This is a genomic window from Streptomyces sp. CA-288835 (genome assembly GCF_050936385.1).
Taxonomy (GTDB): domain Bacteria; phylum Actinomycetota; class Actinomycetes; order Streptomycetales; family Streptomycetaceae; genus Streptomyces.
Window position 1 is genome coordinate 875170 of the sequence record NZ_JBNJMW010000001.1, and the last position, 25191, is coordinate 900360.

At 70.8% G+C, this 25191-nt stretch carries 20 protein-coding genes; 5 read left to right on the top strand and 15 right to left on the bottom strand.

Annotated features, from left to right (window positions below; translation table 11 throughout):
• Positions 1 to 9: 9 nt before the first annotated feature.
• The 7 genes from fdxA to ACQEVY_RS04140 all read right to left on the bottom strand — a co-directional run bounded on the left by fdxA (position 10) and on the right by ACQEVY_RS04140 (position 9588).
• Complete coding sequence (gene fdxA, locus ACQEVY_RS04110) at positions 10 to 351, bottom strand: ferredoxin (protein ID WP_432944872.1); 342 nt, start codon at positions 349 to 351, stop codon at positions 10 to 12.
• A 22-nt stretch (positions 352 to 373) separates the two neighbouring features.
• Positions 374 to 1399 (bottom strand): NAD(P)/FAD-dependent oxidoreductase, encoded by a 1026-nt coding sequence (locus tag ACQEVY_RS04115; protein ID WP_432944874.1) that lies wholly within the window; start codon positions 1397 to 1399, stop codon positions 374 to 376.
• A gap of 142 nt (positions 1400 to 1541) precedes the next feature.
• Positions 1542 to 3140, bottom strand: coding sequence for a benzoate-CoA ligase family protein (locus ACQEVY_RS04120; protein WP_432944876.1), 1599 nt, complete (start codon positions 3138 to 3140; stop codon positions 1542 to 1544).
• Positions 3141 to 3150: 10 nt separating this feature from the next.
• A complete protein-coding gene (gene boxB, locus ACQEVY_RS04125; protein WP_432944878.1) occupies positions 3151 to 4572 on the bottom strand; it encodes a benzoyl-CoA 2,3-epoxidase subunit BoxB in 1422 nt (473 codons plus the stop codon).
• A gap of 4 nt (positions 4573 to 4576) precedes the next feature.
• Positions 4577 to 6307, bottom strand: coding sequence for a 2,3-epoxybenzoyl-CoA dihydrolase (gene boxC / locus ACQEVY_RS04130; RefSeq protein ID WP_432944880.1), 1731 nt, complete (start codon positions 6305 to 6307; stop codon positions 4577 to 4579).
• Positions 6308 to 6547: 240 nt separating this feature from the next.
• Positions 6548 to 8011 (bottom strand): benzaldehyde dehydrogenase, encoded by a 1464-nt coding sequence (locus tag ACQEVY_RS04135; protein WP_432944882.1) that lies wholly within the window; start codon positions 8009 to 8011, stop codon positions 6548 to 6550.
• Positions 8012 to 8067: 56 nt separating this feature from the next.
• Positions 8068 to 9588, bottom strand: coding sequence for a GMC family oxidoreductase (locus ACQEVY_RS04140; protein WP_432955057.1), 1521 nt, complete (start codon positions 9586 to 9588; stop codon positions 8068 to 8070).
• Between the two features lie 168 nt (positions 9589 to 9756).
• On the opposite strand from ACQEVY_RS04140, the gene ACQEVY_RS04145 reads away from it, so the two are divergent.
• A complete protein-coding gene (locus ACQEVY_RS04145; RefSeq protein ID WP_432944884.1) occupies positions 9757 to 10716 on the top strand; it encodes a helix-turn-helix domain-containing protein in 960 nt (319 codons plus the stop codon).
• A 48-nt stretch (positions 10717 to 10764) separates the two neighbouring features.
• On the opposite strand, the gene ACQEVY_RS04150 is transcribed toward ACQEVY_RS04145, so the two are convergent.
• Together ACQEVY_RS04150 and ACQEVY_RS04155 are read right to left on the bottom strand one after the other, a co-directional pair.
• Complete coding sequence (locus ACQEVY_RS04150; RefSeq protein ID WP_432944886.1) at positions 10765 to 11418, bottom strand: hypothetical protein; 654 nt, start codon at positions 11416 to 11418, stop codon at positions 10765 to 10767.
• Positions 11419 to 11431: 13 nt separating this feature from the next.
• The gene (locus tag ACQEVY_RS04155; protein ID WP_432944888.1) at positions 11432 to 12889 is read right to left on the bottom strand and encodes an alpha/beta hydrolase; all 1458 of its coding nucleotides are present in this window, start codon (positions 12887 to 12889) and stop codon (positions 11432 to 11434) included.
• 265 nt (positions 12890 to 13154) lie between these two features.
• On the opposite strand from ACQEVY_RS04155, the gene ACQEVY_RS04160 reads away from it, so the two are divergent.
• Positions 13155 to 14339, top strand: a complete 1185-nt coding sequence (locus ACQEVY_RS04160) for a sensor histidine kinase (RefSeq protein ID WP_432944890.1) — start codon at positions 13155 to 13157, stop codon at positions 14337 to 14339.
• Positions 14340 to 15017 carry a response regulator gene (locus ACQEVY_RS04165; protein ID WP_432944892.1) on the top strand — a complete coding sequence of 226 codons (678 nt, stop codon included), beginning with the start codon at positions 14340 to 14342 and terminating at the stop codon, positions 15015 to 15017.
• Between the two features lie 71 nt (positions 15018 to 15088).
• Here ACQEVY_RS04165 and ACQEVY_RS04170 read toward each other — a convergent pair whose 3' ends face one another.
• Complete coding sequence (locus ACQEVY_RS04170; RefSeq protein ID WP_432944894.1) at positions 15089 to 17500, bottom strand: ABC transporter permease; 2412 nt, start codon at positions 17498 to 17500, stop codon at positions 15089 to 15091.
• Positions 17497 to 18189: an ABC transporter ATP-binding protein gene (locus ACQEVY_RS04175; RefSeq protein ID WP_432944896.1), complete on the bottom strand. Its 693-nt coding sequence runs from the start codon at positions 18187 to 18189 to the stop codon at positions 17497 to 17499. Before ACQEVY_RS04175 ends, ACQEVY_RS04170 begins: the two co-directional genes overlap by 4 nt.
• 238 nt (positions 18190 to 18427) lie before the next feature.
• Here ACQEVY_RS04175 and ACQEVY_RS04180 point away from each other — a divergent pair, with 238 nt between their 5' ends.
• Positions 18428 to 19729 (top strand): sensor histidine kinase, encoded by a 1302-nt coding sequence (locus ACQEVY_RS04180; protein ID WP_432944898.1) that lies wholly within the window; start codon positions 18428 to 18430, stop codon positions 19727 to 19729.
• Entirely contained in the window at positions 19714 to 20412 is a 699-nt protein-coding gene (locus tag ACQEVY_RS04185; protein WP_432944900.1) for a response regulator, read from the top strand. Before ACQEVY_RS04180 ends, ACQEVY_RS04185 begins: the two co-directional genes overlap by 16 nt.
• A gap of 8 nt (positions 20413 to 20420) precedes the next feature.
• On the opposite strand, the gene ACQEVY_RS04190 is transcribed toward ACQEVY_RS04185, so the two are convergent.
• The 4 genes from ACQEVY_RS04190 to ACQEVY_RS04205 are packed head-to-tail and all read right to left on the bottom strand — an operon-like array spanning position 20421 to position 25139.
• A complete protein-coding gene (locus tag ACQEVY_RS04190) occupies positions 20421 to 21215 on the bottom strand; it encodes an SDR family NAD(P)-dependent oxidoreductase (protein ID WP_432944902.1) in 795 nt (264 codons plus the stop codon).
• A gap of 16 nt (positions 21216 to 21231) precedes the next feature.
• Positions 21232 to 22440 carry an acetyl-CoA acetyltransferase gene (locus ACQEVY_RS04195; RefSeq protein WP_432944904.1) on the bottom strand — a complete coding sequence of 403 codons (1209 nt, stop codon included), beginning with the start codon at positions 22438 to 22440 and terminating at the stop codon, positions 21232 to 21234.
• A 12-nt stretch (positions 22441 to 22452) separates the two neighbouring features.
• The gene (locus ACQEVY_RS04200) at positions 22453 to 23889 is read right to left on the bottom strand and encodes an OB-fold domain-containing protein (protein ID WP_432944906.1); all 1437 of its coding nucleotides are present in this window, start codon (positions 23887 to 23889) and stop codon (positions 22453 to 22455) included.
• Complete coding sequence (locus ACQEVY_RS04205; RefSeq protein WP_432944908.1) at positions 23889 to 25139, bottom strand: acetyl-CoA C-acetyltransferase; 1251 nt, start codon at positions 25137 to 25139, stop codon at positions 23889 to 23891. The genes ACQEVY_RS04200 and ACQEVY_RS04205 overlap by 1 nt, the downstream gene beginning before the upstream one ends.
• Positions 25140 to 25191: the final 52 nt, after the last annotated feature.

Consider the following 25191-nt stretch of genomic DNA (forward strand, 5'->3'; position numbering starts at 1 on the left):
ACGGGGTGCTCAGCCGCGTGGGTCGTACGCGGCGACGAGTTCGGTGTCCGTGCCGACCGGGCCGTGGCCGGCGGCGCCGCCCGGTAGGCCGATCGGCTCGTCGCGGCCGGGCAAGGGGGCGGTGAAGAACCGTTTGTTGTCGGCGACGAAGTCCTTCAACTCCGGTGGCACCCTGCGGTCCTGGGAGATCGCCTCGACCGGGCAGACAGGCTCACAGTTGCCGCAGTCGATGCATTCCATCGGGTTGATGTAGAGCTTGCGGTCGCCTTCGTAGATGCAGTCGACCGGGCATTCCTCCATACAGGAGCGGTCCATGATGTCGATGCACGGCTCGGCGATGACGTAGGGCATGGGTGATCGGTCCTCTTCGGTGCTACGCGGCGGCTGGGGCCGCTGTGGGGACGTCGGTGGAGTGGCCGGGGAACACCGGCTGTTCGGGGTCGATGTGGTGCGCGGCGTTGTTGACGGCGGTCGCCGCCTCGCCGAAGCCGACCGCGATCAGCCGTACCTTGCCGGGGTAGTCGTTGATGTCCCCGGCCGCGTAGATCCCGGGGACGGACGTCCGCATCGCCGGGTCGACCGGGATGTGGCGCCGGTGGGCGATGTCGATGCCCCAGCCGAGCAGCGGGCCGAGGTTGGCGGTGAAGCCGAGGGCGGCGATGATCCCCTGGCAGGGCAGGCGGTACGTCTGCCCGTCGCGCCGGGTGATCTCCACGGCCTCTATGTCCCTGCCGTCCCCGCCGTCGCCGATGACCTTCGTCAGTTCGGCTTCGGTGAGGATCTCCACGCCCGCGGCCCGTACGGCGGCCACGGTGGCCGGGTGCGCGCGGAAGGTGTCGCGGCGGTGGACCAGGGTCACGGAGGCGGCCAGTGGGTGCAGGGTGAGTGCCCAGTCGAAGGCGCTGTCACCGCCCCCGACGATCACCACGTCCCGGCCCGCGTAGTCGTCCGGCCTGCGCACGAAGTACGCCAGGCCGGCTCCCTCGTATGCGGCGGCGGCCGGCAGGGGGCGGGGCGTGAAGGTGCCGATGCCGCCGGTGACGATCACGGCCTTGGCCCGCACGCGCGCCCCTTGGTGTGTGGTCACGAGGAAGGCGCCCTCCGTGGTCCGCTCCATCGTCTCGGCCCGGTGGCCGAGCAGGTAGCACGGGTCGTACGGTGCGGCCTGTTCCAGGAGCCGGTCCACGAGCTCGCGTCCCCGTACCGCCGGGAATCCGGCGATGTCGAAGATCTGCTTCTCCGGGTACATGGCGTTGATTTGGCCACCGGGCTCGGGCAGCGAGTCCAGCACGGTCACCGACAGACCGCGGAAACCGGCGTAGTAGGCGGCGAACAGGCCGGTGGGGCCGGCTCCCACGACGAGCAGGTCCGTGTGGTGATCCGCAGAAGGCGGGGGCATGCGCGGTTCTCCTTCGGGATGATCAGCCCCTCCGGAGTTTGAGGAGCGGGGTCCGGGGCGGAGCCCCGTGGCGGGTCGAAGGGGCGCAGCCCCTGGGGATGGGACGGGAAGGGGCGGCGGGGGCGAAGACTCCTTGGGGGACTCAGCCTGAACTCGCGGACGACGACGGCGACTCCGCCCACGACCCGTCGCGCACCATGGCCCGCAACACATTCCGGCGGATCTTCCCTGTGGGTGTACGGGGCAGCTCGGCCAGCCCGATCACCCCACGCGGGCGCTTGAACGCGGCCAGGCCCTCCCGGCACCACGCCACGAGAGCGTCCGGATCGACCTCACGCCCAGGCCTGGGCACCACGCAGGCGACCGGCTTGTCCAGGCCGTCCGCGTCCGGTACGCCGACCACGGCGACCTCGGCCACGTCCGGATGAGCGAGGAGTCGCTCCTCCACCTCGGCGGGCGCGACCCAGATTCCGCCCGCCTTGAGCAGGTCGTTGGTGCGGCCCATGCACGTGTAGGTGCCGTCGGCGTTGCGGATGTAGGTGTCGCCGGTGCGCACCCAGTCGCCGAGGAAGACCTGACGTGTGGTCTCGGCCCGGCACCAGTAGCCGATGGCCGCGGACTCACCGCGGACGTGGAGCTCGCCCGGTGTGCCTTCGCCCTCCACCACCCGGCCCTCGATGTCGCGCAGTTCCACCTTGTACCCGGGGACGGGTTCGCCGGAGGAGCCCGGGTGGACCCGGCCCGAGCGGTTGGAGATGAAGATGTGCAGCATCTCGGTGGATCCGATGCCGTCGAGCAGCTCCACACCGAACTGTTCCAGCATCCCCTCGTACATCCGCGCGGGCAGCGCTTCTCCGGCCGAGACGCCCACCCGCACCGTCGCGAAGGCGTCGTCCGGGATGTCGGCGCTCGCGAGCAGCGGTCCGAAGAAGCTGGGGGTGCCGAACAGGACTGTGGCCCGGTCGCCGGCCGCCCGCTTCGCGAACAGCGCGGGAGACGGCCTGGAAGGTTCCAGCAGTGCCGTGGCGCCCGCCGCCAGCGGGAAGAAGAGCGAGTTGCCGATGCCGTACGCGAAGAAGAGCTTCGCGACCGACAGGCAGCGGTCCTGCGGGCTGATGCCCAGCACTCGCTGCCCGTAGTTCTCCGACACGAACTTGATGTCGACGTGGCGGTGCATGGCCGCCTTGGGCGTGCCCGTGGTGCCCGATGTGTAGAGCCACAGGGCGGGCGAGTCCGGCCAGGTCGGATACGGTCCGTCGTCCCTGCCGGTGCCGGCGTCCAGCAGCTGCTGCCAGGTGTGTCCCTGGACGTGGCCGGGCAGTCCTGTGCTGTCTTCTCCGGTCAGGACGGCGTGCTCGACCTCCGGCGCCTGCTGGAGCGCCGCGCATACGACCGGCGCGAACTCGGCGGAGCCCAGCACCACCCGGCAGCGCGCGTCGGCCACCAGCTTGCCCAGCTCCGGGCCTGTGAGCATGGTCGAGGCGGGGACGGCCACCGCGCCGATGTGGAAGGCGGCGAGGATGCCAGTGAAGAGCTCGATGTCGTCCGCCATGCACAGCAGGACGCGCTCCTCGGGGCGTACGCCGAGGGCGCGCAGCCCGGCGGCCACCTGGCGGACCTCCGCCGCCAGCTGCTCGTAGGTCAGCGTGCGTGTGGGAGTGACGAGCGCCGTGCGGGCGCCGTGGCCCTCCCGCACGTGCCGGTCGACCAGATAGTCCGCCGTGTTGAACGCCTCAGGCATCCGGCTCACCTCACACCAGTCGGACGTACTCGTAGTCGAACGGCTGGCCGTTGATGCCGTTGACCGGCGGCGCGACCCAGCTCGCGATCCTGCCGCGGTCGTACACAGGCTGCATCAGCGACCGTACGAACGCCAGGTCCTCGGCGGTGGGCAGCCAGTGGTGGCGGCTCGCCTCCCAGGTCTGCTCGTCGACGATCGTGCCGTCGGGAGTGACGTGGTGGCCGGCGGCGAGGCCGACGTTCCGGTTGAAGCCAGGGTGCGGCAGCTTCAGCCGGAAGCTGATCCCGTGCTCATCGAGGATCCGGTTCCAGCGCTTGAGGCCGTTCTCGCAGTCGGAGATGTACTCGTCGCGCAGGTCCAGGTTGAGGGCGAGCAGCGCGGGGACCTCGTCCTGGCCCCAGGTGCCGTCCGCCTGCGGCTTGTCCAGGAAGGCGCTGTGGTCGGTGAGCCGGTGGTCGTCCTTGCGGCGCTCCTCCTGCCAGCGGCCCTTGAGCCCGGCGGTGTAGTAGTTCGCCGCGTTGGTGGAGGTCTCGCTGCCGAAGAGGTCCAGGGAGACCGTGTAATGGAAGTTGATGTACTTCTGGATGATGTCCAGGGGGATGCCACCGCAGGCGGCGATGTCCAACGTGTCGTGCTCGCGGACCAGTTGGGCGCTGCGGGTCACCACGCGGTCGACGCCGGTGGTGCCGACCATCATGTGGTGCGCCTCTTCCTTCAGCATGAAGGTGCAGGTCCGCGACAGCGGGTCGAAGGCGCTCTCCTTGAGCGAGCCGAGCTGGTACTTGCCGTCCCGGTCGGTGAAGTACGTGAACATGAAGAAGGCCAGCCAGTCGGCGGTCTCCTCGTTGAACGCGCCCAGGATGCGCGGCGCGTCGGGGCTGCCGGAGTTGCGGTGGAGCAGCGCCTCGGCCTCCTCGCGGCCCTCCCGGCCGAAGTAGGCGTGCAGCAGGTAGACCATCGCCCACAGGTGCCGGCCCTCCTCCACATTGACCTGGAAGAGGTTGCGCAGGTCGTACAGGCTCGGGGCGGTCAGGCCGAGGAGGCGCTGCTGCTCGACGGAGGCCGGCTCGGTGTCGCCCTGGATGACGATCAGCCGTTGCAGGTCGGCGCGGTACTCGCCCGGCACCTGCTGCCAGACCGGCTGCCCCTTGTGCTCGCCGAAGGCGACTCGGCGGTCGGGGTCGCGCTCGGCGAGGAAGATGCCCCAGCGGTAGTCGGGCACGTTGACGTGGTCGAAGTGGGCCCAGCCGTCGCGGCCGACCGACACAGCAGTGCGCAGGTAGACGCCTCGGTTCTCCAGCTCCGGGCCCATCTCGCCCCACCAGTTGAGGAACTTGGGCTGCCAGCCCTCCAGCGCCCGCTGCAGACGGCGGTCGTCGGCGAGAGCGACGTTGTTGGGGATCTTGGAGTCGTAGTCGATCTTCGTGGGCATCGGGTCACACTCGCTTCCGGTCGTAGACCGCTTTCTGGCCGGTGCCGTAGCGGCGCAGCGCGCCCTCGGGGCCGGCGGCGTTGGGGCGTATGAAGATCCAGTTCTGCCAGGCGGTGAGCCGTCCGAAGATCTTGGTCTCGATGGTCTCCGGGCCGACGAACCGGTGGTTGGCCTCCATGCCGGTCAGGGCGTCCGGGCTCAGCGCCGCCCGGCTCTCCAGGACGATGCGGATCTCGTCCTCCCAGTCGATGTCGTCGGGCGCGTCGGTGACGAGGCCGAGCTCGCGGACCTGGGCGGCGCTCAGGGGTTGCCCGGCCTCGCGGCGCAGCCACTCGACGTGGCCGTCGTCCTGGTAGAAGCGGGACTGGAGGCGGGACAGGCCGTTGCCCATGGGGAAGGTGCCGAAGTTCGCCTCGGAGAGGGTGAGTTGGGCGCGCTCGTCGCTGTCCGGGTCCTCGATGGGCGGGCCGTCCAGCATGTACTGCAGATCGCAGGCCAGGGCCAGCTCCAGCAGCAGACCGGCGAAGCAACTGCCCGGCTCGATGAGCGCGACCAGGCTGCGGCTGGTGACGTCGAGCCGCTTCAGGGTGCGCTTGTAGTAGTGAACGATCTCGTTGCTGAGCCAGTCGCCCTCGGCGGCGGCGCCCAACACCGTCTGCTCATGGGCCAGTACGAGCGCGGAATCGCCCTCCGTGCGCAGCACCCAGGTGCCCAGCTCGGTCTCGTTCGCCCGCAGCCGCAGGATCAGGTCGTCCAGCTCGCGGGTGACGGCCAGCAGCCACCCGCTGGCGCCCTCGTCGTGGATCGCGGCGGCATCGGCGGGGGCGTCCGCGGCGGGGCCCCGTACGGTGATGCGGACCAGGCCGAGCGGACGGTCGTACTCGGCGCGCACGTACCGGTACGTGATGCCGTCCTCGGTGACGTCCCGCTCCAGCGGTGTCAGTTCGATGCCCTCGGCGTCCGCCGGCCGGGTGCTGTGCTCGGCCGCTTCCACGGCGCGCTGCTCGACGACCGTACGGAAGTCCCGGCGCGGAACGACCTCGTCGACCAACCGCCAGTCCACCGCCGTCTTGCCCCGTACGCCGTCGCTGCGGGTGGCGAAGAGATCGGCCAGATCCTTGCGTACGCGGCGCTTGTCGGTGACCCGGGTCAGTCCGCCCGTGCCGGGCAGCACGCCCAGGAGCGGGACCTCGGGCAGGGACACCGACGAGGAATTGTCGTCGACCAGCAGGATCTTGTCGCAGGCCAGCGCGAGTTCGTAACCGCCCCCCGCGCAGGAGCCGTTGACCGCTGCGATGAAGGTCAGCCCCGAGTGCTGCGAGGCGTCCTCCATGCTGTTGCGGGTCTCGTTGGTGAACTTGCAGAAGTTCACCTTCCAGTGGTGCGGGGAGGCCGCCAGCATCCGGATGTTCGCCCCGGCGCAGAAGACCTTCTCCTTCGCGCTGGTCACCACCACCGACCGCACCTCAGGGTGCTCGAACCGCAGCCGCTGCAGCGCGTCATACAGCTCGATGTCCACACCCAGGTCATAGGAGTTGAGCTTCAGCTCGTATCCCGGGACCAGGCCGCCCTGCTCGTCGACGTCCATCTCCAGCCAGGCGACCGGCCCGTCGATGCGCAGCTTCCAGTGCCGGTACCTGTCCGGGCTCCGGTCGAAGGTCACCACCACCGTGCCTGTGGACTCCGGCGCTCCGTTCGCGGCATCGACCACGTCCGGCTTGCTTGCCACCACCATGACGAGCGCCTCCTCGCGCTAGCACAGGTACCGATAGAGGAATCTTCTACAGAAGCACCGCAGTGCGTCAAGGTTCTGTAGAACGTTAGATTGGACAGGTTCCCCGCTCCGACCCGGCTCTGGCGTCGTGAGTGTGCCGGGCGATGAGAACCGCCCGGCACACCCACGACCGCACACCGGCCAGACGCCGAAGGACGTACGTTCGGCAGCGGCTCCCCGGATGGCTAACTCCCCCAATGGCTAGAAGGGGAAGGCGTGTGCCTGGTCGCGGAAGGTGACCCACTGCCACTGGGTGAATTCGTCCCAGCTGCTCTGGGAGCCGAACCGGCTGCCGTTGCCGGAGGCGCCCGTACCGCCGAAGGGTGCGTACGCGTCGTTGTTCAGGGTCTGGTCGTTGATGTGGACGATGCCGGTCCGCAGCCGTCGCGCCAGATCGCGGCCACGGTCCGGGGATCCCGTCTGCACCGCGGCGACCAGCCCGTACTCGGTGTTGTTGGCGACCGCGACCGCCTCGGCCTCGTCGCGCACGACGACGACCGGCGCCACGGGTCCGAAGATCTCCTCGCGGAACGCGGGCATCGACGTGGTCACGCCGGCCAGCACGGTGGGCTGGTAGAACAGCCCGTCGTACGAGCCGCCGGCCCTGACCTCGGCCCCCGCCCCGACGGTCTCCTCCACGATCCGGTGCACATTGTCCCGCTGCCGCTCGTTGATCAGCGGCCCGAGGGCCACCTGCCCCGTGAATGGATCGCCCACCGGAAGTCCCTGCGCCCGCTTGGCCAGCCGGTCGAGGTATTCGTCGGCGACGGATTCGAGCACGATGTGCCGGCCCGCGGTCATACAGACCTGGCCCTGGTGCAGGAACGCGCCCCAGGCTCCCGCCGAACTGGCGATCTCCAGGTCGGCGTCGTCGAGCACGATCAGGGCGTTGTTGCCGCCGAGTTCGAGCGAGACCCGCTTCAGCGTGCGTCCGGCGGTGGCGCCGACCTCACGGCCGACCGCCGTCGAGCCGGTGAAGGCGATCATGGCGACGTTCGGGTCCTCGACCAGTGCCGCGCCGGGCCCGGCGTCCCCGGGCAGCACATGCAGCAACCCGTCGGGCAGCCCGGCCGCCTCGAAGAGCCGCGCGACCAGAGTGCCTCCGGACACCGCCGTCTGTACGTCCGGCTTCAGCACGACCGCGTTGCCCAGTGCCAGCGCCGGCGCGACGGCCCGTACGGAGAGGATGAACGGGAAGTTCCACGGACTGATCACACCGACCACGCCGAGCGGAACCCGGCGGGCGACGCTCTCCCGGCCAGGCTCGCTGGCCGGCAGCAGGTGCCCGCAAGGCTGGGTGGGCAGTGCCGCCGCCTCCCACAACTCCCCCAGTACCAGGTCGACTTCGAACGCCGCCTTGCCCGGCACCGCGCCGCCCTCGCGGACGAGCCAGCGCTCGAACTCCGCACGGTTGTCGGCGAGGACGGCGGCGGCCTTGCGGATCACGGTGGCGCGGGACGGGCCGGTCTGCGCGGCCCAGTCGGCTTGCGCCTGGGCGGCCCGGGCGGTCGCGGCCGCCACATCGTCGGCATCGGCCAGGCCGACCTGGGCCAGGACGGCACCCGTCGCCGGTTCGGTGCTGTCCAGCACACCGCCGTGGGCGGTGGTCCAGCCATTGCTGTAGATCATGCCCTGCCAGGAAACGTCATCGAGAAGTTCGGTCATCGCGGGGTTCTCCTCAGCTTCGCGTGAGCTCGGGTGGTCAGGCGCCGGGCCGGTTTTCAGGCGCCGGGCCGGCGGATGAGGTCCGCTGCCTTCTCGCCGATCATGATCGTGGCGGCGTTGGTGTTGACGCAGACGAGCCTCGGCATGACCGAGGCGTCGGCCACCCGCAGGCCGTCCAGGCCGTGCACCCGCAGATCGGGCGCCACGACGGCCTCCGGCCCGACGCCCATCGCGCAGGTGCCGACCGGGTGGTAATAGGTTCCGGTGCCCCGGGCGATGAACTCCCGCAGACCGGCCTCGTCCGTGACGTCGGGCCCGGGAAGCACCTCGCGGGCACGCCAGGGAGCGAACGGTTCGGAGGCGGCGATCTCCCGGGCGACCTCGATGCCGTGCAGCAGCCTGCGCACATCAGATTCCGCGCCCAGATAGTTCGGATCGATCAGCGGCGGCGTCTGCGGATCGGGCCCCGCGATCCGGATCGAGCCGCGTGCCTCGGGCACCGTGGCGACGCCGAACGTGAAGCTGTTCTCCGGGGCCTGAAGCGTCGGCGGGTGGAACGGCAGGTGGATGAACATCAGCTGCATGTCCGGGCCCGCGAGGGCCTGGTCGCTGCGCCAGAGCATCGACACCTCGGCATGGTTGGCGAGCCCTGGCGGGATGGGCCGGCTCGCCTCGTACACGATCCCGCACAGCGGATGGTCGTGCAGGTTGCGGCCGACACCGGGCAGGTCGTGCACGACGTCGACACCCGCCTGCTCCAACTCCTCGGCCGCACCCACACCGGAGAGAAGCAGCAGCCGAGGCGAGTCGATCGTGCCCGCGCTGACCACCACCTCCGCGTCCGCGTACGCGGTGACGAGCTCGCCGCGGCGTTCGTACGCGACACCGACGCAGCGTGTGCCGTCGAACAGCAGCCTGTGGGCACGGGACTCCGTCGCGACCGTGAGATTCGGACGGCTGCCACGGATGGGGTGCAAATAGGCCGCCGCAGTGCTCTGGCGGTTCCCCTCTGTGATCGACAGGTCGTGCCAGCCGGCACCCTCCTGCACCGCTCCGTTGAAGTCGTCCGTCAGCGGACGACCGGTCGCTGCCGCCGCGTCGAGGAAGACCTGCGACAGCGGATTCGGCTGCGCCGACGGAGCCGGACGCATCGGGCCGTCCTCACCCCGGTACTGCGGGTCCCCGTCGCCGACGGTCTCCATGCGACGGAAGTAGGGCAGCACGGAGGCGTAGTCCCAGCCGTCGCAGCCCGCCTTGGCCCACGCGTCGAAGTCCGCGCCGTGCCCCCGCAGGTACACCATCGCGTTGATGCTGCTCGACCCGCCGAGCGTGCGCCCCCGAGGCCAGTTGTGGACCGCCCCGCCGGTGCCGGGCTGGGGAACGGTGTCGTAGGAGTAGTCGATCTCCGTCCCCCACAGCGCGGGCCACGCGGGTGGCACGGCAATCTCGGGCACGTCGTCGGCAGGCCCGGATTCCAGCAGGAGAACGCGGGTGTCGTGATCTTCCGACAGCCTCGCGGCCAGTACGCAGCCGGCCGACCCGGCACCGATCACCACGTAGTCGTAACGAGCAGGCATGGCCACCACAGCCCACCACCTCTGGTTCGGCGGTCCGCGCCGGCCCCATCGCCCGCACGGTGAAAAACCTGCTACAGATTCTTGTCAGTCACGTTGCAGAGTTGTTGACTGATTCCGCCTCGGCCTTTGTCGCTCGAGGCCAAGTCTGGTGGGAGGGCACACACAGTGATGTCGTCGACCGCAGGGACAGAACAGTCAGGCTCTCTCGCGGCCGAACTCTGGCGAGAGCAGTTGGGCGGTGCTTTCGGCCGGCTCGTCCCCGAGGCCATAGGAGCGCGGGCCGCCCATGGGCGGATGGCCGGCACGCAGCTCGGGACGATCGCCGCCTACCGGGTGAGCGGCACCCCGCAGATCGTGCGGCGCACCCCCAGGGCCGTACGGCAGACGCCGATCGATCTGCTCAAGATCTGCGTACAGCTGAGCGGGTACGCCACCGTGTGCCAGGACGATCGCGAGATCTCGATCGCGCCCGGGCAGATGGCGATCTACGACACCGGTAGGCCGTACCACCTGCGTCTGGAGCGGCAGTGGTCGTGCGCGGTCATGGCTTTCCCCCGGGGCGCGTTGAGCCTGCCTGAGCACATGGTCGTCATGTCGATGAGCCATGCCTATCCACTCGCGGACGGACCTGGCGCGGTGCTGGCCGGCTTCGTATCGTCCGCGGTATCGCAGCGAGATGCGATCCCCCGGACATCCGCCGACCGGCTCGGCGAAGCGGGGCTGCATCTGGTGGCGGCGGCATTGAGCGACGCCGCCCCCTGTGGCGACGACGGCGCGGCGGACGCCTTGCGCTTGCAGATCCTGACCTACATCAGAGCGCACCTCGCCGAACCTGATCTGACCCATGCGCGGGTCGCCGCCGCGCACCACATGAGCGCACGCACCCTGCACCGACTGTTCGAGCACGAGTCATGCACCGTCACCGACTACATCCGCTCTCGCCGCCTCGAAGCGGCGAGGCGTGACCTGGCCGACCCCCTGCTCGCCCATCGCAGCATCGCGGCGATCGCCGCCCACTGGTGCTTCGTCGGCCAGGCGCACTTCACCCGCGCCTTCCACGCCAAGTACGGCATGAACCCCTCGGCTGTCCGTCGCGGCGCCCCAGCTACTCCGTCCGCAATGCGGTAGCCGTACGGGTCCTGGCCGCCTGCCCGCCGAGAGCACAAGGAAGCGGGGTCAGCCCGCCCCGCCGTCGAGCAGCCAGTGGTAGCGCAGCCGCAGCGCCCGCTCCGTGCTGGCCGCCACAGTGGCGAGCCCGATCAGGGTGTTGCCCCAGGCCGGCAGATCGATGGGCGAGGTGAAGGTCCCGACGTACTGGGCGATGCCCTCTGGCGCCCGGGTGACCTGTTCGGCGAGCTGAAGGATCAGCAGAACCAGGCCGACGACGAGCACGATCACCGAGAGGAAACCGATCCAGCGGCTCAGTGCGGGGTGCGATCGGTCGAGGCGCGCGCGGCGCCCCTCGGCGGAGACGGGGTCCGGGACGAGCAGGAACTCGGCGCCCTCGGCAGTGACGTAGTGGCAGCGCTTGAGCCCGAAGCCGCTCGTCCTTACTTCGACGGTGCCGCCCTGGATGGGGAAGACGGCGGGGACTTTGGACTCGGCGTGATGGCTGCCATCGAGGTACAGGTGGGCCTTGACGTAGCCCTCCGACTGATTCTGATGCCTGACGTCGACGGTGTAGACCGTCTGCCGGCCGTCGTCGTTCGTCAGCCGCAGATGGAACAGTGCGCGGGTCAGCATCTGCCACCAGCGGAAACGCTTCAATGGCCGCCCGTCCCCTGGCTTGATTCGCTGCACGGCCCGACGATGCCGCCACTCCTTGAGCATGTCTCCGCTCCCCTTACTTGCGGGTCTCCGCCGCGCAGGCGAGGTCCTGCGTCGGGCGCTTCCCGGTGGTCAGGAATGCCGTCACCGTGTCGTTCGCGCACGTGTTGGGGCCGAACGGATAGACACCGTGTCCGCCCTGGTCGGCCGTCACCAGCGTGGCCCGCTTCCCGAACGCCCGCCGCAGCTCCCGGGCGCCGGCCAGAGGTGTCCCCGGGTCGCGCTCGTTCTGCACCATGAGCACGTTCGACGGGCCCCGGTCACCGATGCGCACCGGCGGCTCGACCCGCTTGTCCGGCCAGAAGGCGCACGGTCCGATGCCGGCCGAGGAGCCGCCCAGCATCGGGTACTTCAGCCGGTCGACCGCGACGTTGCGCTGGTACTCACGGACCGTCTCCGGCCAGCGCTTGTCGCCGCAAATCACGTAGAGGCGGGCGGACATGAGGTTGTCCATGTCTCCCGACGGCGGGTACGCCGGCAGCGGCTGGTCGGTGTCGAGCGCCTGCCAGGTCTCGGCCAGCCGGGGCATGTTCGCATCGACGTAGAGATCCCCGAACGTGATCCCGCGGAACAACGTCCCGTCGACGCCCTGGACCGGTTTCGCCTCCAGCCGCTCAGCGAGGTCGAAGAACTTCGCGGTCACCTGCTCCGGTGTAGTGCCCAGACCGTACTCGGGGTGCGCGGCCGCGAACGCCGCGAAGTCCGGGAACCGGTCCTCCAGTCCACGGGCGAACAACCGCATGGCCGTGACGTCGTAGCCGCCGGGGCCCATGTTGCTGTCGAGCACGATCCGGTCGCTGCGCCTGGGGAACATCGTCGTGTACACCGCACCGAGGGAGGTGCCGTAGGAGGCACCGAGGTACGAGACCTTCGGCTCGCCCAGCGCCGCCCGGATCCGGTCCATGTCGCGCGCCGTGTTGGCGGTGGTGGTGTGCGGCAGCATCCACGCCGTCCGCGAGGTGGCGCACTGCTCGGCGATGGTCCGCGCGTACTTCGCCTCCCGCGTGACCTCGGCCGCTGTGTGCGCGTACGGCGGGAAGTTGCCGCGTGCCTGCTGGCGCGGCGTCAGATCGCAGGTCACCGGCGAGCTACGGCCGACGCCACGCGGGTCGAAGCCGATCACGTCGTAGGAGTCCAGCACCTTCTGCGGCAGCTTTGCGCCGGCGAGAACGGCCGGGTAGCCGAGCCCGGTGCCGCCGGGGCCGCCCGGATTGGTGAACAGCACGCCACGGCGCTGCGAGGGTTCCTTGCTGGCCAGCCTGGAGATCGCGATCTCGATCTGCTTGCCGTCCGGATCCCGGTAGTCCAGCGGGACTTCGAGCGTCGAGCACTCAAGGCGGGGTGACGCGACATCCTTCGGGCAGGGGCCCCACCGTACGGTGTCCGGTGTCGCCGCCACCGACACTCCCGGAGTCGCGGTCGCGGCCACCGTGGTGGCGGCGAGGGCGACGGCGAGGGATAAGGCTCGGTGCATCTGATGTCCTCCTGAAGTGGCGTACGGGGGCGCCGGATTGGGCGGGCATGGGACGGCCCCGCGGCGGAGCGGACTTGCCGAAGTCCGGTGCGGTACAGGGCCCTTGTCTCGGCAACGAGTCTGTCCGCGCGGGCACAGCCGCCACATCGGCCCGGCGGCTCGAACCGTCTTCGACCGCGGGCGAGGCGGTGCTTCGACTCTGGTCTAGGGCCACCTCAGCCCCGGGTCTGACCCACTGGCCGTACGGTGTCGCGACAATGACCAGGTGAATACAGACGTCGCGCCACGGCTCGGGTGGTGGCAGCAGACCTGGCGGCTGGTGGCGGCCGCGGCAGTGGGCATCCCCCTCTGGCTCTCCATCGGGGTCCTGCTGCGGGAGCAGACAGGCGAAACGAGCTCCTGGTTCCGCATCGGTGATCCACTGGTGGCCCTCGGCTGCCTGACGGCGCTGCTGTGGCGGCGGCGGTTCCCGCTCGCCGTCGCCATGACGGTCGCCATCGCCTCGACCACGTCGGCACTCGCGTCCGGAGCCTCGTTTCTGGCGCTGATCTCGATCTCCACTCGTCGCCGTCCGGTGGAGATGGGTGCCGTCGGGCTCGTCTTCGTGACCGCGTCACAGTTCGCCAGCGGGCTCTACCCGATCCGCAGCTCGTCCACCTCCTTATGGCTCCAGCTCGCGTTCCCGGCACTGATCGCGGGCATCGCGGTGGCCGCGGGCATGGCCATCGGCGCCCGCCGTGTCGAAGTGCGGTCCTTGCGCGACCGGGCGGAGAGCGCGGAACGGGAACAGACCGCACGAGCCGCACAGGCACGGGCCCTGGAACGCAACCGGATCGCCCGCGAAATGCACGACGTACTCGCGCACCGCATCTCCCTGGTCGCCATGCAGGCCGGAGTGCTGGACCACCGCGGCGGCGGCCTCACAGCCGAGGAGAACCGCGTACTGGTCCGCGGCATCGCCGATGGCTCCCACCAAGCCCTGGAAGAACTACGGGATGTCCTCGGCGTGCTCCGCGCCGACCCGGGCCGCCCGGAGCCACCCCAACCCGACTTCGACCGAATCCCCGACCTGGTGGCCGAGGCCCGTACCTCCGGACTGGACGTCAAGCTCACCACCACGGTGACGGGAACACCGTCCGACGCCGTAGGACGAACCTGCTACCGGATCGTCCAGGAAGGCCTGACCAACGCCGCCAAACACGCCCCAGGCGCACACATACACATCACCCTCGAAGGAACAGCCGGCGACGAACTGCACGTCACCGTCCACAACTCCCCCGCCACCACACCAATCCCCCAACCACCGTCATCAGGATTCGGCCTGCTCGGCCTCACCGAACGCATCACCCTCGCCGGCGGAAAACTCGACCACCACCCCACCCCCGACAACGGCTACGTCCTGACCGCGCACCTACCCTGGCCGCACCCCACCCACGAAACGAGAACCTGAGTGGATACCGATCCGGAACCGGTGCGTGTCGTCATCGTCGACGACGAACAGCTGGTCCGCATGGCACTGCGGCTCGTCATCGACGGCGAACCGGACCTGACCGTCGTCGCGGAAGCGGCCGACGGCGACGCCGCGCTCACCGTGGTGGACGAGCACCGCCCGGACGTCGTACTGATGGACGTACGCATGCCCGGCCGCGACGGTCTCAGCACGACCCGGGAACTCCTCACCCGCCCCGCGCCGCCCCGAGTGCTCATGCTGACCACCTTCGACTCCGACGACCTCGTCCTCGGCTCCCTGCGCGCCGGAGCCCTCGGCTTCGTCCTCAAAGACACTCAACCCACGCAGATCCTCGAAGCGGTACGAACCGTCGCGAACGGCAACCCCGTCCTGTCCCCAGCCGCCACGGCACGAGTGATCGCCGCAGCCACCGGCCCCCAGTCCGCTCACGCCCGCAGCTCATCCCGCGAAGCCGCACGAACCCAGCTGTCCACACTGACCGAACGAGAACTGGAAACCGCCCGGGCCATCGCGGACGGCCTGGGCAACCCGGAGATCGCCCAGCGACTGAACATCAGCGTCGCGACGGTCAAGGCACACACCGGCAACCTGTTCGCCAAGCTGGCGGTCGAGAACCGGGTCCAGATCGCCCTCCTGGTGCGCGACGCGGAGGAATGACCGGCCTGGCGCGGAGGGCGCTGACGCTGCTCTGGGGGCGCGGTGTCCCACCGGACGTCGGCAAGTGGGCGTTACTCCGTGCGCAATGCGGTAGCCGTACGAGTCCTGGCCGCCCAGCCCGCCGGGAGCAGCGCGCCGAGCAGCGCGATGGCGATCCCGGCCAGCCCCAACAGGATCAGCTGCGGGGTCTCGTACACCTCGATGACCGACGGCGGCAGATCGGTGCCCGCGGCGTGCCCCATCACGGGCAGCACAAAGCCGTGCAGGGCGAACCCGGTCGGCACACCGATGAGACCGCCGAGTACGCCGATCCCGGCCACCGAGGCGAGTACGAGGCTGACCGTCTGCCGCGGCGACATGCCGAGTGCCTTGCAGACGCCCAGGTCATGGACGCGCTCCCGGGTGTCGAGGACGACGGAGTTGAGCACGCCGAGGCCGGCTACGGAGACCAGCATGAGGGTGAGCAGTGCGGCCATCGCGTTCAGGATGAGGACGAGGTTGTCCTGTTCCGAGGAGGGGTTGGCGCTTGCGTCGCCGCCCAGGGGCTGGACCGCCGCGGCGATATCCCGTGCGTACGCGGTGGCGGAGACGCCGGACTTCACCTCGACGAGGAACACTCCGGGTGCGGCCTTCGGGAAGTCGGCCAGATCCGCGTGGATCTCCAGCTCGTCGTCCGAGGTGTCGAAGGCCTCGCCGACGATGCGCAGGGGCTGGGTGCGCTGCTCATGGGTCACCCGTATCGTGTCGCCGATCTCGGTGCCGGTCTTCTCCAGGAAGCGCGAGGGCACGACGACCTGCCCCCGACCGGTGATCCAGTGGCCGGAGATCATCTCGTAGGCGCCCGAGCGGGAGTCGCCCTCGTAGAGGCTGGCCTGGGCGATGCCGGAGACCCCGCCGACGGTGACGTCCACCTGGGTCTTGCCGTAGTACGAGGCGGTTCCGGACTGCGCCTCGATGGCGGCACGCACGCGTGCCGGGTCGGCGGCGGCCGAGGGCTCGGCCGTGTCCGGCGCGGGGGCGGCCGGGGGCTCGGCCGTGCCCGGCGCGGGGGCGGGTCCGCCGCGCGCGACGGCCGGCCCGGCGCTGGTGAAGACGATGACCGCCGCGTGGTTCTCGGGATCCTGGGCCTCGCCGACCGCGTTCAGGGACGAGGTCAGGCCCACCGCGAAGGTCGCCGCGACCGTGCCGAAGGCCACCGCAAGCAGCATCGCGGCCGTACGGACCGGGTGGGCGAAGGGCGCGGCGAGACCGTACGTCACCGCGCGGGGCAGCGGCAGCCGGCCCGCCGCCCGGTGCGCCCACTGTCCGCGCCCGGTGCGGGGTGCGCGGCCGACGGCGATGGCCTCGACGGTGCGCAGCCGTCCGGCCCGCAGCGCCGGGACCAGTGCCGCGATCCCCACGACGAGCAGCGCGGCGACCAGTACGAGGACGTCCACCCACCATGCCACCGACAGGGAGGCGGTGCCGTACACCTGCTCGGTGTCGTCGAGCAGCGGTACGGCCAACAGGTTGCCCAGGACGACGCCCAGGGCGATGCCCACGCCGGCCGGAATCAACGCCTGGGCGACATAGGCGCGGACGACCTCGCGCGGGGTGAAGCCGATGGCCTTGAGGATGCCGATCCTGCGCAGACTGGTGCCGACGGCGCCGCTGACCACACTGCCGACGATGATCACCGACATCGCGATGCCGAGCACGCCGAAGGCGATCAGAAAGGGGATGGTAGGCGCCGCGCCCGCGTCGGCGGCGCGTTTAGTGTCCAGGTAGGACTCGGTGCCGAGGAGCGCCCCTTCCGGCACGGCGGCGGCGAGCTGCTTGCGGGCGGCGGCGATGTGACCGCCGGTGCCCGCGGAGTCGAGGCGGTAGAGCATCTGGCTGGTGACCCGGGTGTCCTGCGAGGCAAGTGCCTTGACCTGCGCGGGAGTTGCCCAGGCGTCGGCGGACCGGCCGGCCGAAACGGCGATGCCGACGACCGTGAGAGTCGGGGCGTCGGAGGCATCCGAAGTCCTCAGCGTGGAGCCGGGCTTGAAGACGGGACCGGCGACCTGCGAGGTGAGCACTATCTCGCCCGGTTTCGTCGCCCACCGGCCGGAGGACAGGTCCAGGTCGTCCACGTCGGCGTACGGGGTGGAGCGTCCGGCCAGGGTGATGGGCAACAGGTGGCCGCCGCCCGCGTCCACCGGGCGGAGCGTCGCGACCGGGTACGGTCCCGCGGTCGCGGTGACGCCGTCCACCCGACCGGTGGCCTCCAACTCTGCCGTGGTCGCCTTCGCCGGGTCGTACTCCGCGGTGATGTGCGGTCCGTTCTGCCGGTCGAAGGCCTTGTCGAAGGGTGCGTCCGCGGCGACCATCAGCGACCCGGCAACCACGGCCGAGGCCACGGCCATCATCACGGCCACGGCGATCACCACGGTTTGCACCCTGCGCCGGCCCACCCCGGAACGTACGACGCGGCCGAGCGCGCCGGTGCCAAAGCGGCTCATCGGACGGCCTCCGCATGCGTGTTGAGGGCGAGGTGACCGTCGACCAGATGGATCGTGCGGCTCGCGCACGCCTCCGCCAGCGCCAGGTCGTGTGTGACCAGCACGATGGTCTGCCCGCCGCGGTGCAGGTCCACCAGCAGGTCCCGTACGTCCTGGCCCGAGGCGGTGTCGAGCGCACCGGTCGGCTCGTCGGCGAGCAGCAGCGCGGGCCGGTTGACCAGCGCGCGGGCGACCGCGACCCGCTGGCGTTCGCCTCCGGACAGCCGGCCCGGATAGGCGCAGGCGTGCTTCTGGATGCCCAGCACCTCCATGAGCTCACCCGCGCGGGCCGCGGCCGTTCGCCGCGCGGTCCCGGTCAGTTGAGCCGGGAGCTGGATGTTGTCGGCGACGGTGAGGTCGTCGAGCAGATTGAAGAACTGGAACACCATGCCGATCCGCTCGCGGCGGAACCGGGCCAGCGCGTGCTCGCTGAGCTGGTCGATGCGCCGCCCGGCCACGGTCACGGCGCCTTCGGTCGGCTTGTCCAGGCCGGCGACGAGGTTCAGCAGGGTGGACTTGCCGCTGCCGGAAGGGCCCGTCACGGCAAGGGCCTCGCCCTGGGCGACGCTGAGGTCGAGCGGTCCGAGCGCGGGCGCGTCGGCGCTGTCGTAGCGCTTGGCCGCGCCCTCCAGTTCGATCACGTGAGTCATGGAGTGGTCCGTCCTTACGGTCGAGAGGGCCGGGAGAGCCGAGCGGGCTCATGCCCTGGCCGGTCCCGGCGAACGTAGGGGCGTGCGCTCTGGTGGCGCGTCGGCCGCGGCACCGACATCCGGCCCTCCCCGCGGAGGATCCGGCGGCGGGGTCATCCTTGCGAAGTACGCCTGCTGGACGGCGTTTTGGCCGTGCAGGCGGACGCGGGGCCGGGCGGGAGGGCCGCACAATATGCCGATGGAGACGGAGGACCGGCGCGGATGGCGTCAGCACCTGCGCGACGCACTGCGCCCGGAGGCGAAGCCCGCGCCGTTGTCGCGGCGTGCGCTGCGCGCCGATGTGGTGCTGGCCATCGTGCTGACCGTCGTCGCGCTGATCTGGGTCGCACGTTATCCCGACAGCGGACCGGTCCAGATCGACCGGGACGCGCCGTTCCGGCCCCCGCCGCCTCCAACGCCTCCGGACGTCCCGGTGCGGGAGGAAGAGGCCTCGTCACTAACTCAGCTCTGGCCGCTCGTCGTGCTGTCAGCACTGCCGCTCGCGGCCCGGCGCCGGTATCCGCTGGCGGCATTCGCCGTGGTGATGGCCGCGACGCTGGCCATGGTTGACGACGCCTCCTGGATCAGCGTGCTGACCTGCGTCATCGGCGCGATCAGTGCCGTCGTCCACAGCCGCTACCGGATGTGGGCCATGGCCGCACTGGTCATCGCCGCCGTGCTGGCAGGCTTCGCGTTCCGGGACACGGAGCCCGTCCTTCCGGGCTGGTCGAGCCCGGCCGTCGTGCTACTGATCGCCGGAGTGCTGGCCGGCCTCGTCCGGATCTGGCGCCGTCAGCTGGCCGCGAGCAGGGACCGATACGCTCGGCTCCAGCAGGCCCAGGAGGAGGCCACGCGCCGGGCCGTCGAGGAGGAACGCGCCCGCATAGCCGCCGAGTTGCACGACGTCGTGACCCACAATGTGAGCGTGATGGTCATCCAGGCGGGCGCGGCGCGCAAGGTGATGGACGCGGCGCCGGAGCGGTCGAAGGAAGCACTGCTGGCGGTCGAGGCCGGAGGCCGAGCCGCTATGGCCGAACTCCGCCATGTGATGGGCCTGTTGGCCGGTCCTGACATCGGCCGCCCCGACACCCCCGCCGACGGCCTGGAGCCGCAGCCCGGCCTCGGGCAGCTCGACGCCCTGACCGAGCGGGTCCGCGCCGCCGGGACACCGGTCGGCGTCGCGGTGTCGCTGCCCCCGGACCCGCTGCCGCCCGGGGTGGACCTCGCGGCGTATCGCGTCGTGCAGGAGGCGCTGACCAACACGATCAAACACGCACCCGGCGCCGAGGCCTCCGTCATGATCGGTTACGCCGACGACTGTCTGGAGATCGAGGTCACCGACACCGGCGGCGCCCACGACTCCCCACCGGCGGACGGCAACGGCCGCGGCCTGATCGGGCTGCGCGAACGGCTGGCGGTCTACGGCGGCGAACTCACGGCCGGGCCGACCCTCACCGGCGGATACCGGATCAAGGCCCGAGTCCCGTGGCGGATCGCGTGAACCGGCCGCCGCTGCGCGCGGTCATCGCCGACGACCAGGCCCTGGTGCGTACGGGATTCGGGATGATCCTCGCCGCCGACGGCATCGAGGTGACGGCCGAGGCCGCCGACGGGGCGGAGGCGGTGGCCGCCGTCCGGCGCACCCGGCCCGACGTCGTCCTCATGGACATCCGGATGCCGGGGACGGACGGCATCGAGGCCACCCGTCGGATCCTCGGCGGCGAAGGCCCGCAGGAGACGCGGGTGATCATCCTCACCACGTACGACCTCGACCACTACGTCTACGCCGCGCTCACCGCGGGCGCCAGCGGCTTCCTGCTCAAGGACGTCACACCCGAGCACCTGGTGGCCGCCGTACGCCTCGTGCAGTCCGGCGACGCCCTGCTCGCGCCCACGATCACCCGTCGGCTGATCGAGCGCTTCGCCCAGCGCGAAGAGGCCCGCCCGGCCGGCCTCCACCGGGATCTGTCCGGGCTGACCCCGCGCGAGCTCGAGGTACTCCGCCTGCTCGCGACGGGCCTCAGCAACGCCGAGCTCGCGGACCGGCTGCACCTCAGCCCGACCACGGTCAAGACACACATCGGCCGTATCCTGTCGAAGCTGGACCTCCGCGACCGCGTCCAGGCCGTCGTCCTCGCCTATGAGACCGGACTGATCTCCCCAGGAGGCCCGACCGCGACCTGACGCAGGCGTCACTTGTCCCGCAGGTCCGCCACATACGGCTGATGGGCCAGCAGCCCGCCGTCCACGCACAGGGTCTGCCCGGTGATGAAGGCCGCCTCGTCCGAGGCCAGGAACACCACCGCTGCGGCGATGTCCTCCGGCCGGCCGAGGCGTGGCGTGAGGTGGTGACGCAGCATGGTCTGCTTGATCGGCTCGTACGCCTCCCCGGTTTTCGCCTCGGTGACGATGAACCCCGGCGCGACGGCGTTGCAGCGCACACCCTGCTTGCCGTACTGCGTGGCGACGTACTGCGTCAGATTGATCAGCGCGGCCTTGGAGGCGCCGTACGCGGGATTGCGCAGGTCACCCGAAAGCCCTGAGCCGGACGTGGTGTTGATGACGGAGCCTCCGCCGCGCGCGATCATGTGCGGGACGGCGGCCTGGATCGCGACCATCGTCCCGCGCAGGTTGATCCGCATCGTGTCGTCCCAGACGCCGGGATCGGCGTCCGCGACCGGGAGGTCCTGACGGGCGGCCAGGTGGGTGGCCGCCGCGTTGTTGTGCAGGATGTCGAGTCCGCCGTACGTCCCCACCGCGGCCTCCACCATGGCCCGTACGCTCTCGATGTCGCCGAGGTCCACCAGGACGGCCGTCGCGGATCCACCGGAGGCGGTGATCTCCTCCGTCACCGCCTTCGCGCCGTCGAGGTTCAGATCGGCGACCACCGTGTGCGCGCCCTCGGCCGCCACCCGGCGCGCGGTGGCCGCGCCGATGCCGGAGGCGGCTCCGGTCACCACGGCGATCTTGTCGTCGAGTCGTCCCATGGTCGAACTCCCTTACTTAGTCGGTGAGTTCGCTGCCCACGACCGACACGAAGGAGACGCATTCGCCCGGTCCGCCGCCCAGGTTGTGGGTAAGCGCGAGCGAGCGTCCCTCGGCCAGGGTGCGGACCGTACGGTCCGGGGGTGCCTCGCCGCGCAGTTGGAGCCAGGCCTCGAACATCATGCGCAGGCCCGAGGCGCCGATGGGGTGGCCGAAGGCCTTGAGCCCGCCGTCGGGGTTCACCGGCAGCCCGCCGTCCAAATCGAACTGCCCGCTGGTGACGTCCTTCCACGCCTGGCCGCGGTCGGAGAACCCCAGGTCCTCCATGAGCACCAGCTCGGTGGGTGTGAAGCAGTCGTGGACCTCGGCGAGCGCGAGTTCCGTGCGCGGGTCGGTGATGCCCGCCTGCCGGTACGCCTCCTGCGCGGACGCGACGACCTCGGGGAAGGTGGTGAAGTCGTACTCGGGGTCCATGAGTCCGTCGGCGGGACCGGCGACGAAGGACAGCGCCTTCACGAAGATGGGCTTGTCCGTGTACCTGTACGCGTCCTCGGCCCGCACCACGATCGCGGCGGCCGAACCGTCGGAGACCCCCGAGCAGTCGAAGACGCCTAGCATGCCCGCCACGATCGGCGCCGACCGGATGCGCTCCAGCGGCACCTCCTTGCGGAACTGGGCGCGTGGGTTGCGGGCGCCGTTGACGTGGTTCTTCCAGGCGATACGGGTGATGACGTCCTTCATCTCGTCCTCGGGGAGCCCGTACTTGGCCGCGTATGCGGGGGCCAGGAGGGAGAAGTTGGCGGGTGCGGTGATCTCGCCCCGGCTGTCGTCGCCGGCGCCCGGCATGGTCGTGCCCGAGAGCCCCGACATGCCGGAGTCCTTGAGCTTCTCCACGCCGACGGCCATGGCGACGTCGTACGCGCCCGAGGCCACCGCATAACAGGCGTTGCGCAGCGCCTCCGAGCCGGTGGCGCACATGTTCTCCACGCGCGTGACCGGCTTGTTCGGCAGGTGCAGTGCCCGGCTGAGGGCGAGGCCGGAGACACCGGAGGCCTGGGTGCCGAACCAGAACGCGTCGATGTCGTCGAGCGTGACGCCGGCCGAGGTCACCGCCTCGCCGACGGCGTCGACCAGCAGATCGTCCGCCGAGCGGGTCCAGTGTTCGCCGAAGGTCGTACAGCCCATGCCGACGATCGCGACACGGTCGCGGATTCCGTGCGAGCCCATCTGCGTACCTCCTCAGTCTTCCTCTGGACCGGCGCCGAACCGCACGGGCCGGGCCTTCCAGAAGTAGTTGTGGACCCCGGCGGCGGTTACCGTGCGCCGGAAGGTCATCTCGACACGGGCGCCGATCACGGCGTCGGCCTCGGTGGCATCGGTGAGCTGGCAGCGGAACCGGCCGCCGCCGTCGTAGTCGACGACCACGACGAGCATCGGCGGGCTCGGGGTGTGCGCGAGCCGGTCCACCGTGAAGGTGGCCACCGTGCCCTGCACGTGCTCCATCGGCTCGTCGGTCATCGCGTCGACGCTCCGGCACGACACGCACACCCGGTCCGGCGGCAGATGCCGCGTCCCGCACTTCTCGCAACGGGACGCGACGAAGCCGTACTTCCAGCCGTTGCGGCGGTGCGCGGGCGGGGCATACGGGGGCTCGGGGTCCGGTCGGCGCGGCGGTTCGCGGTCGAGGAGCCCGCGCCAGGTGAGGTAGGTGGCGTACGGGACGGGGGCGCTGCCCGTGGCGATCTGCGCGGCCACCGGGCGGGCGGCCCGGTGTGCGGGCAGGGCGTCGGTGGTGCGCAGCAGGAGCACACCGGCGCCGTCGCCGAGGACGACGAGCGCGATGGTCTCGCCGGGCTGGGCTCGGTCGAGTACGTCGGCGAGGAGCAGTCCAGGCTGGGCGGTGCCCGCGTTGCCGATGGCCGCGGTGAGGTCTCCGGTCACCGTTTCGGGCCGTACCCCTGCCGTCCGGCGGACCGCCGCACAGGCCCGGGCGTGCAGGCCCGCGACAGCGAAATGGTCGACGGCGTCGGCAGAGAGCTTGGCGCGGTCGAGCGCGGCGCCGAGCGCCTTGCCCGCGAGGTCGACGTAGATCTCCTCGGCGAACCGCTCCTCCCAGACGCGGGAGGCGGGCGCGCCCGGCAGCCGCCAGCGGTCGAGGAGTTCGTCGCTGACGGTGTCGTGGGCGAGCAGTTCGGCGATGACGGGCGCCCCGTCGCGGTGTCCGCCGAAGACGAAGGCCGCCGCACCGTCGCCACCGGCGCTCTCGTCCGTACCGCCGGGCAGCCCGGTGCGCAGGTCGGACAGCACCGCGAGGGTCGGGACCGCGGAACGGGCGGCGGTGACCAGGGCGCCGAGCCCGGAACGTACGGAGCCGGCCATGTCGACGGCGAGTACGTGCTCGTCGAGGGAGAGCGCGGCATGCACGGCGGTCGCGTTGGTCTTGTCGAGGTAGGCGGGCGCGGCGGTGGCGAGGAAGAGCTGGCCGACGCGGGAACGCAGCCCGTCAGCGGTCAGGGCGCCACGGGCCGCTTCGACGGCCATCGAGGTGGTGTCCTCGTCGTAGCCCGCGACCGAGCGGGTCCCCTTCGCCGCACGGGTCCCGAGGGTGGCGGCGATGTCGGCCCGCGCGAGACGGTGGTGCGGCACATAAGCGCCGTATGCGATCAGTCCGGCCATCAGCGTCCTCCAAGAGCGTGAGTGGTGGTCGTCGGCCGTTCGAAGACCGCGGCAAGGCCTTGGCCGCCGCCGAGGCACATGGTCTCCAGGCCGTAGCGGGCCTCGCGTCGGTCGAGTTCGCGCAGCAGGGTGGCGAGGATGCGACCGCCGGTGGCACCGACGGGGTGGCCCAGCGAGATGCCGGAACCGTTGACGTTGAACCGCTCGAAGTCGCCCTCGGTCAGGCCCCATTCACGGGTGCAGGCCAGTACTTGGGCGGCGAAGGCCTCGTTCAGTTCGATGAGGTCGATGTCGGCGAGCTTCAGGCCCGCTCTCTCCAGCGCACGGGCTGTCGCCGGGACCGGCCCGATGCCCATCGTCTCCGGAGGCACGCCCACGACGGCCCAGGAGACGAGCCGGGCGAGCGGGCGCAGCCCCAACTCGGCGGCGCGTTCGGGATGGGTGACGATGCAGACCGAGGCGCCGTCGTTCTGCCCGCTGGCGTTCCCGGCGGTCACGGTCGCCTCGGGGTCCTGGCGGCCGAGTACGGGCCGCAGGGTGGCGAGTTTCTCCAACGAGGAGTCGGGGCGCGGGTGTTCGTCCGACTCGACGACGGTCTCGCCCTTGCGCGTCCGTACGGTGACGGGCACGATCTCGTCCGCGAAGCGCCCCGCCCGCTGAGCCGCTACGGCCTTCTCGTGCGAACGCAGGGCGAGCAGGTCCTGCTCCTCACGCGGAATGCCGTACTCGCGGCGCAGGTTCTCGGCGGTCTCCAACATCCCGCCCGCTACAGGGTGGTTGACCCCGCCGGAGGTGACCCGGCCACGGGCCAGCCGGTCGTGCAGGGTGGTGCCGGCGCCGCGTACACCCCACCGCACGTCAGTGGTGTAGAACTCGGCCTGGCTCATGGACTCCACGCCACCTGCGAGGACGAGATCGCTGGCGCCGGTCTGCACCTGCATGGCAGCGTTGATCACGGCCTGCAGTCCAGATCCGCAGCGCCGGTCGATCTGAAGCCCCGGCACCTCCACCGGCAGTCCGGCGTCCAGGGCGACGACCCGCCCGATCGCGGGCGCCTCGCCGTTGGGATAACACTGGCCCAGCAGGACGTCGTCCACGGCGCCGGGCGGCACTCCGGTGCGGTCGAGGATCGCCCGTACGACCGTTGCGGCCAACTCGGCCGCGGTCACCTCGCGGAAGACGCCTCCGTAGCCGCCGACGGGGGTACGCACGGGTTCGCAGATCACCGCGTCACGCAGGAGGGCGGGCATGGGGCGGGCCTTTCGGTTCGGGGGCAAATGGCTTCGTCTGTACGGGACTTGG

Bases quoted from the DNA above. Each gene is read 5' to 3' on its own strand.
- ACQEVY_RS04195 (WP_432944904.1), bottom strand. From the start codon at position 22,440: ATGGGCTCGCACGGAATCCGCGACCGTGTCGCGATCGTCGGCATGGGC.
- ACQEVY_RS04150 (WP_432944886.1), bottom strand. From the start codon at position 11,418: ATGCTCAAGGAGTGGCGGCATCGTCGGGCCGTGCAGCGAATCAAGCCA.
- ACQEVY_RS04115 (WP_432944874.1), bottom strand. From the start codon at position 1,399: ATGCCCCCGCCTTCTGCGGATCACCACACGGACCTGCTCGTCGTGGGA.
- ACQEVY_RS04155 (WP_432944888.1), bottom strand. From the start codon at position 12,889: ATGCACCGAGCCTTATCCCTCGCCGTCGCCCTCGCCGCCACCACGGTG.
- boxC (WP_432944880.1), bottom strand. From the start codon at position 6,307: ATGGTGGTGGCAAGCAAGCCGGACGTGGTCGATGCCGCGAACGGAGCG.
- ACQEVY_RS04175 (WP_432944896.1), bottom strand. From the start codon at position 18,189: ATGACTCACGTGATCGAACTGGAGGGCGCGGCCAAGCGCTACGACAGC.
- ACQEVY_RS04145 (WP_432944884.1), top strand. From the start codon at position 9,757: ATGTCGTCGACCGCAGGGACAGAACAGTCAGGCTCTCTCGCGGCCGAA.
- ACQEVY_RS04190 (WP_432944902.1), bottom strand. From the start codon at position 21,215: ATGGGACGACTCGACGACAAGATCGCCGTGGTGACCGGAGCCGCCTCC.
- boxB (WP_432944878.1), bottom strand. From the start codon at position 4,572: ATGCCCACGAAGATCGACTACGACTCCAAGATCCCCAACAACGTCGCT.
- ACQEVY_RS04180 (WP_432944898.1), top strand. From the start codon at position 18,428: ATGGAGACGGAGGACCGGCGCGGATGGCGTCAGCACCTGCGCGACGCA.
- ACQEVY_RS04200 (WP_432944906.1), bottom strand. From the start codon at position 23,889: ATGGCCGGACTGATCGCATACGGCGCTTATGTGCCGCACCACCGTCTC.
- fdxA (WP_432944872.1), bottom strand. From the start codon at position 351: ATGCCCTACGTCATCGCCGAGCCGTGCATCGACATCATGGACCGCTCC.
- ACQEVY_RS04205 (WP_432944908.1), bottom strand. From the start codon at position 25,139: ATGCCCGCCCTCCTGCGTGACGCGGTGATCTGCGAACCCGTGCGTACC.
- ACQEVY_RS04140 (WP_432955057.1), bottom strand. From the start codon at position 9,588: ATGCCTGCTCGTTACGACTACGTGGTGATCGGTGCCGGGTCGGCCGGC.
- ACQEVY_RS04170 (WP_432944894.1), bottom strand. From the start codon at position 17,500: ATGAGCCGCTTTGGCACCGGCGCGCTCGGCCGCGTCGTACGTTCCGGG.
- ACQEVY_RS04135 (WP_432944882.1), bottom strand. From the start codon at position 8,011: ATGACCGAACTTCTCGATGACGTTTCCTGGCAGGGCATGATCTACAGC.
- ACQEVY_RS04120 (WP_432944876.1), bottom strand. From the start codon at position 3,140: ATGCCTGAGGCGTTCAACACGGCGGACTATCTGGTCGACCGGCACGTG.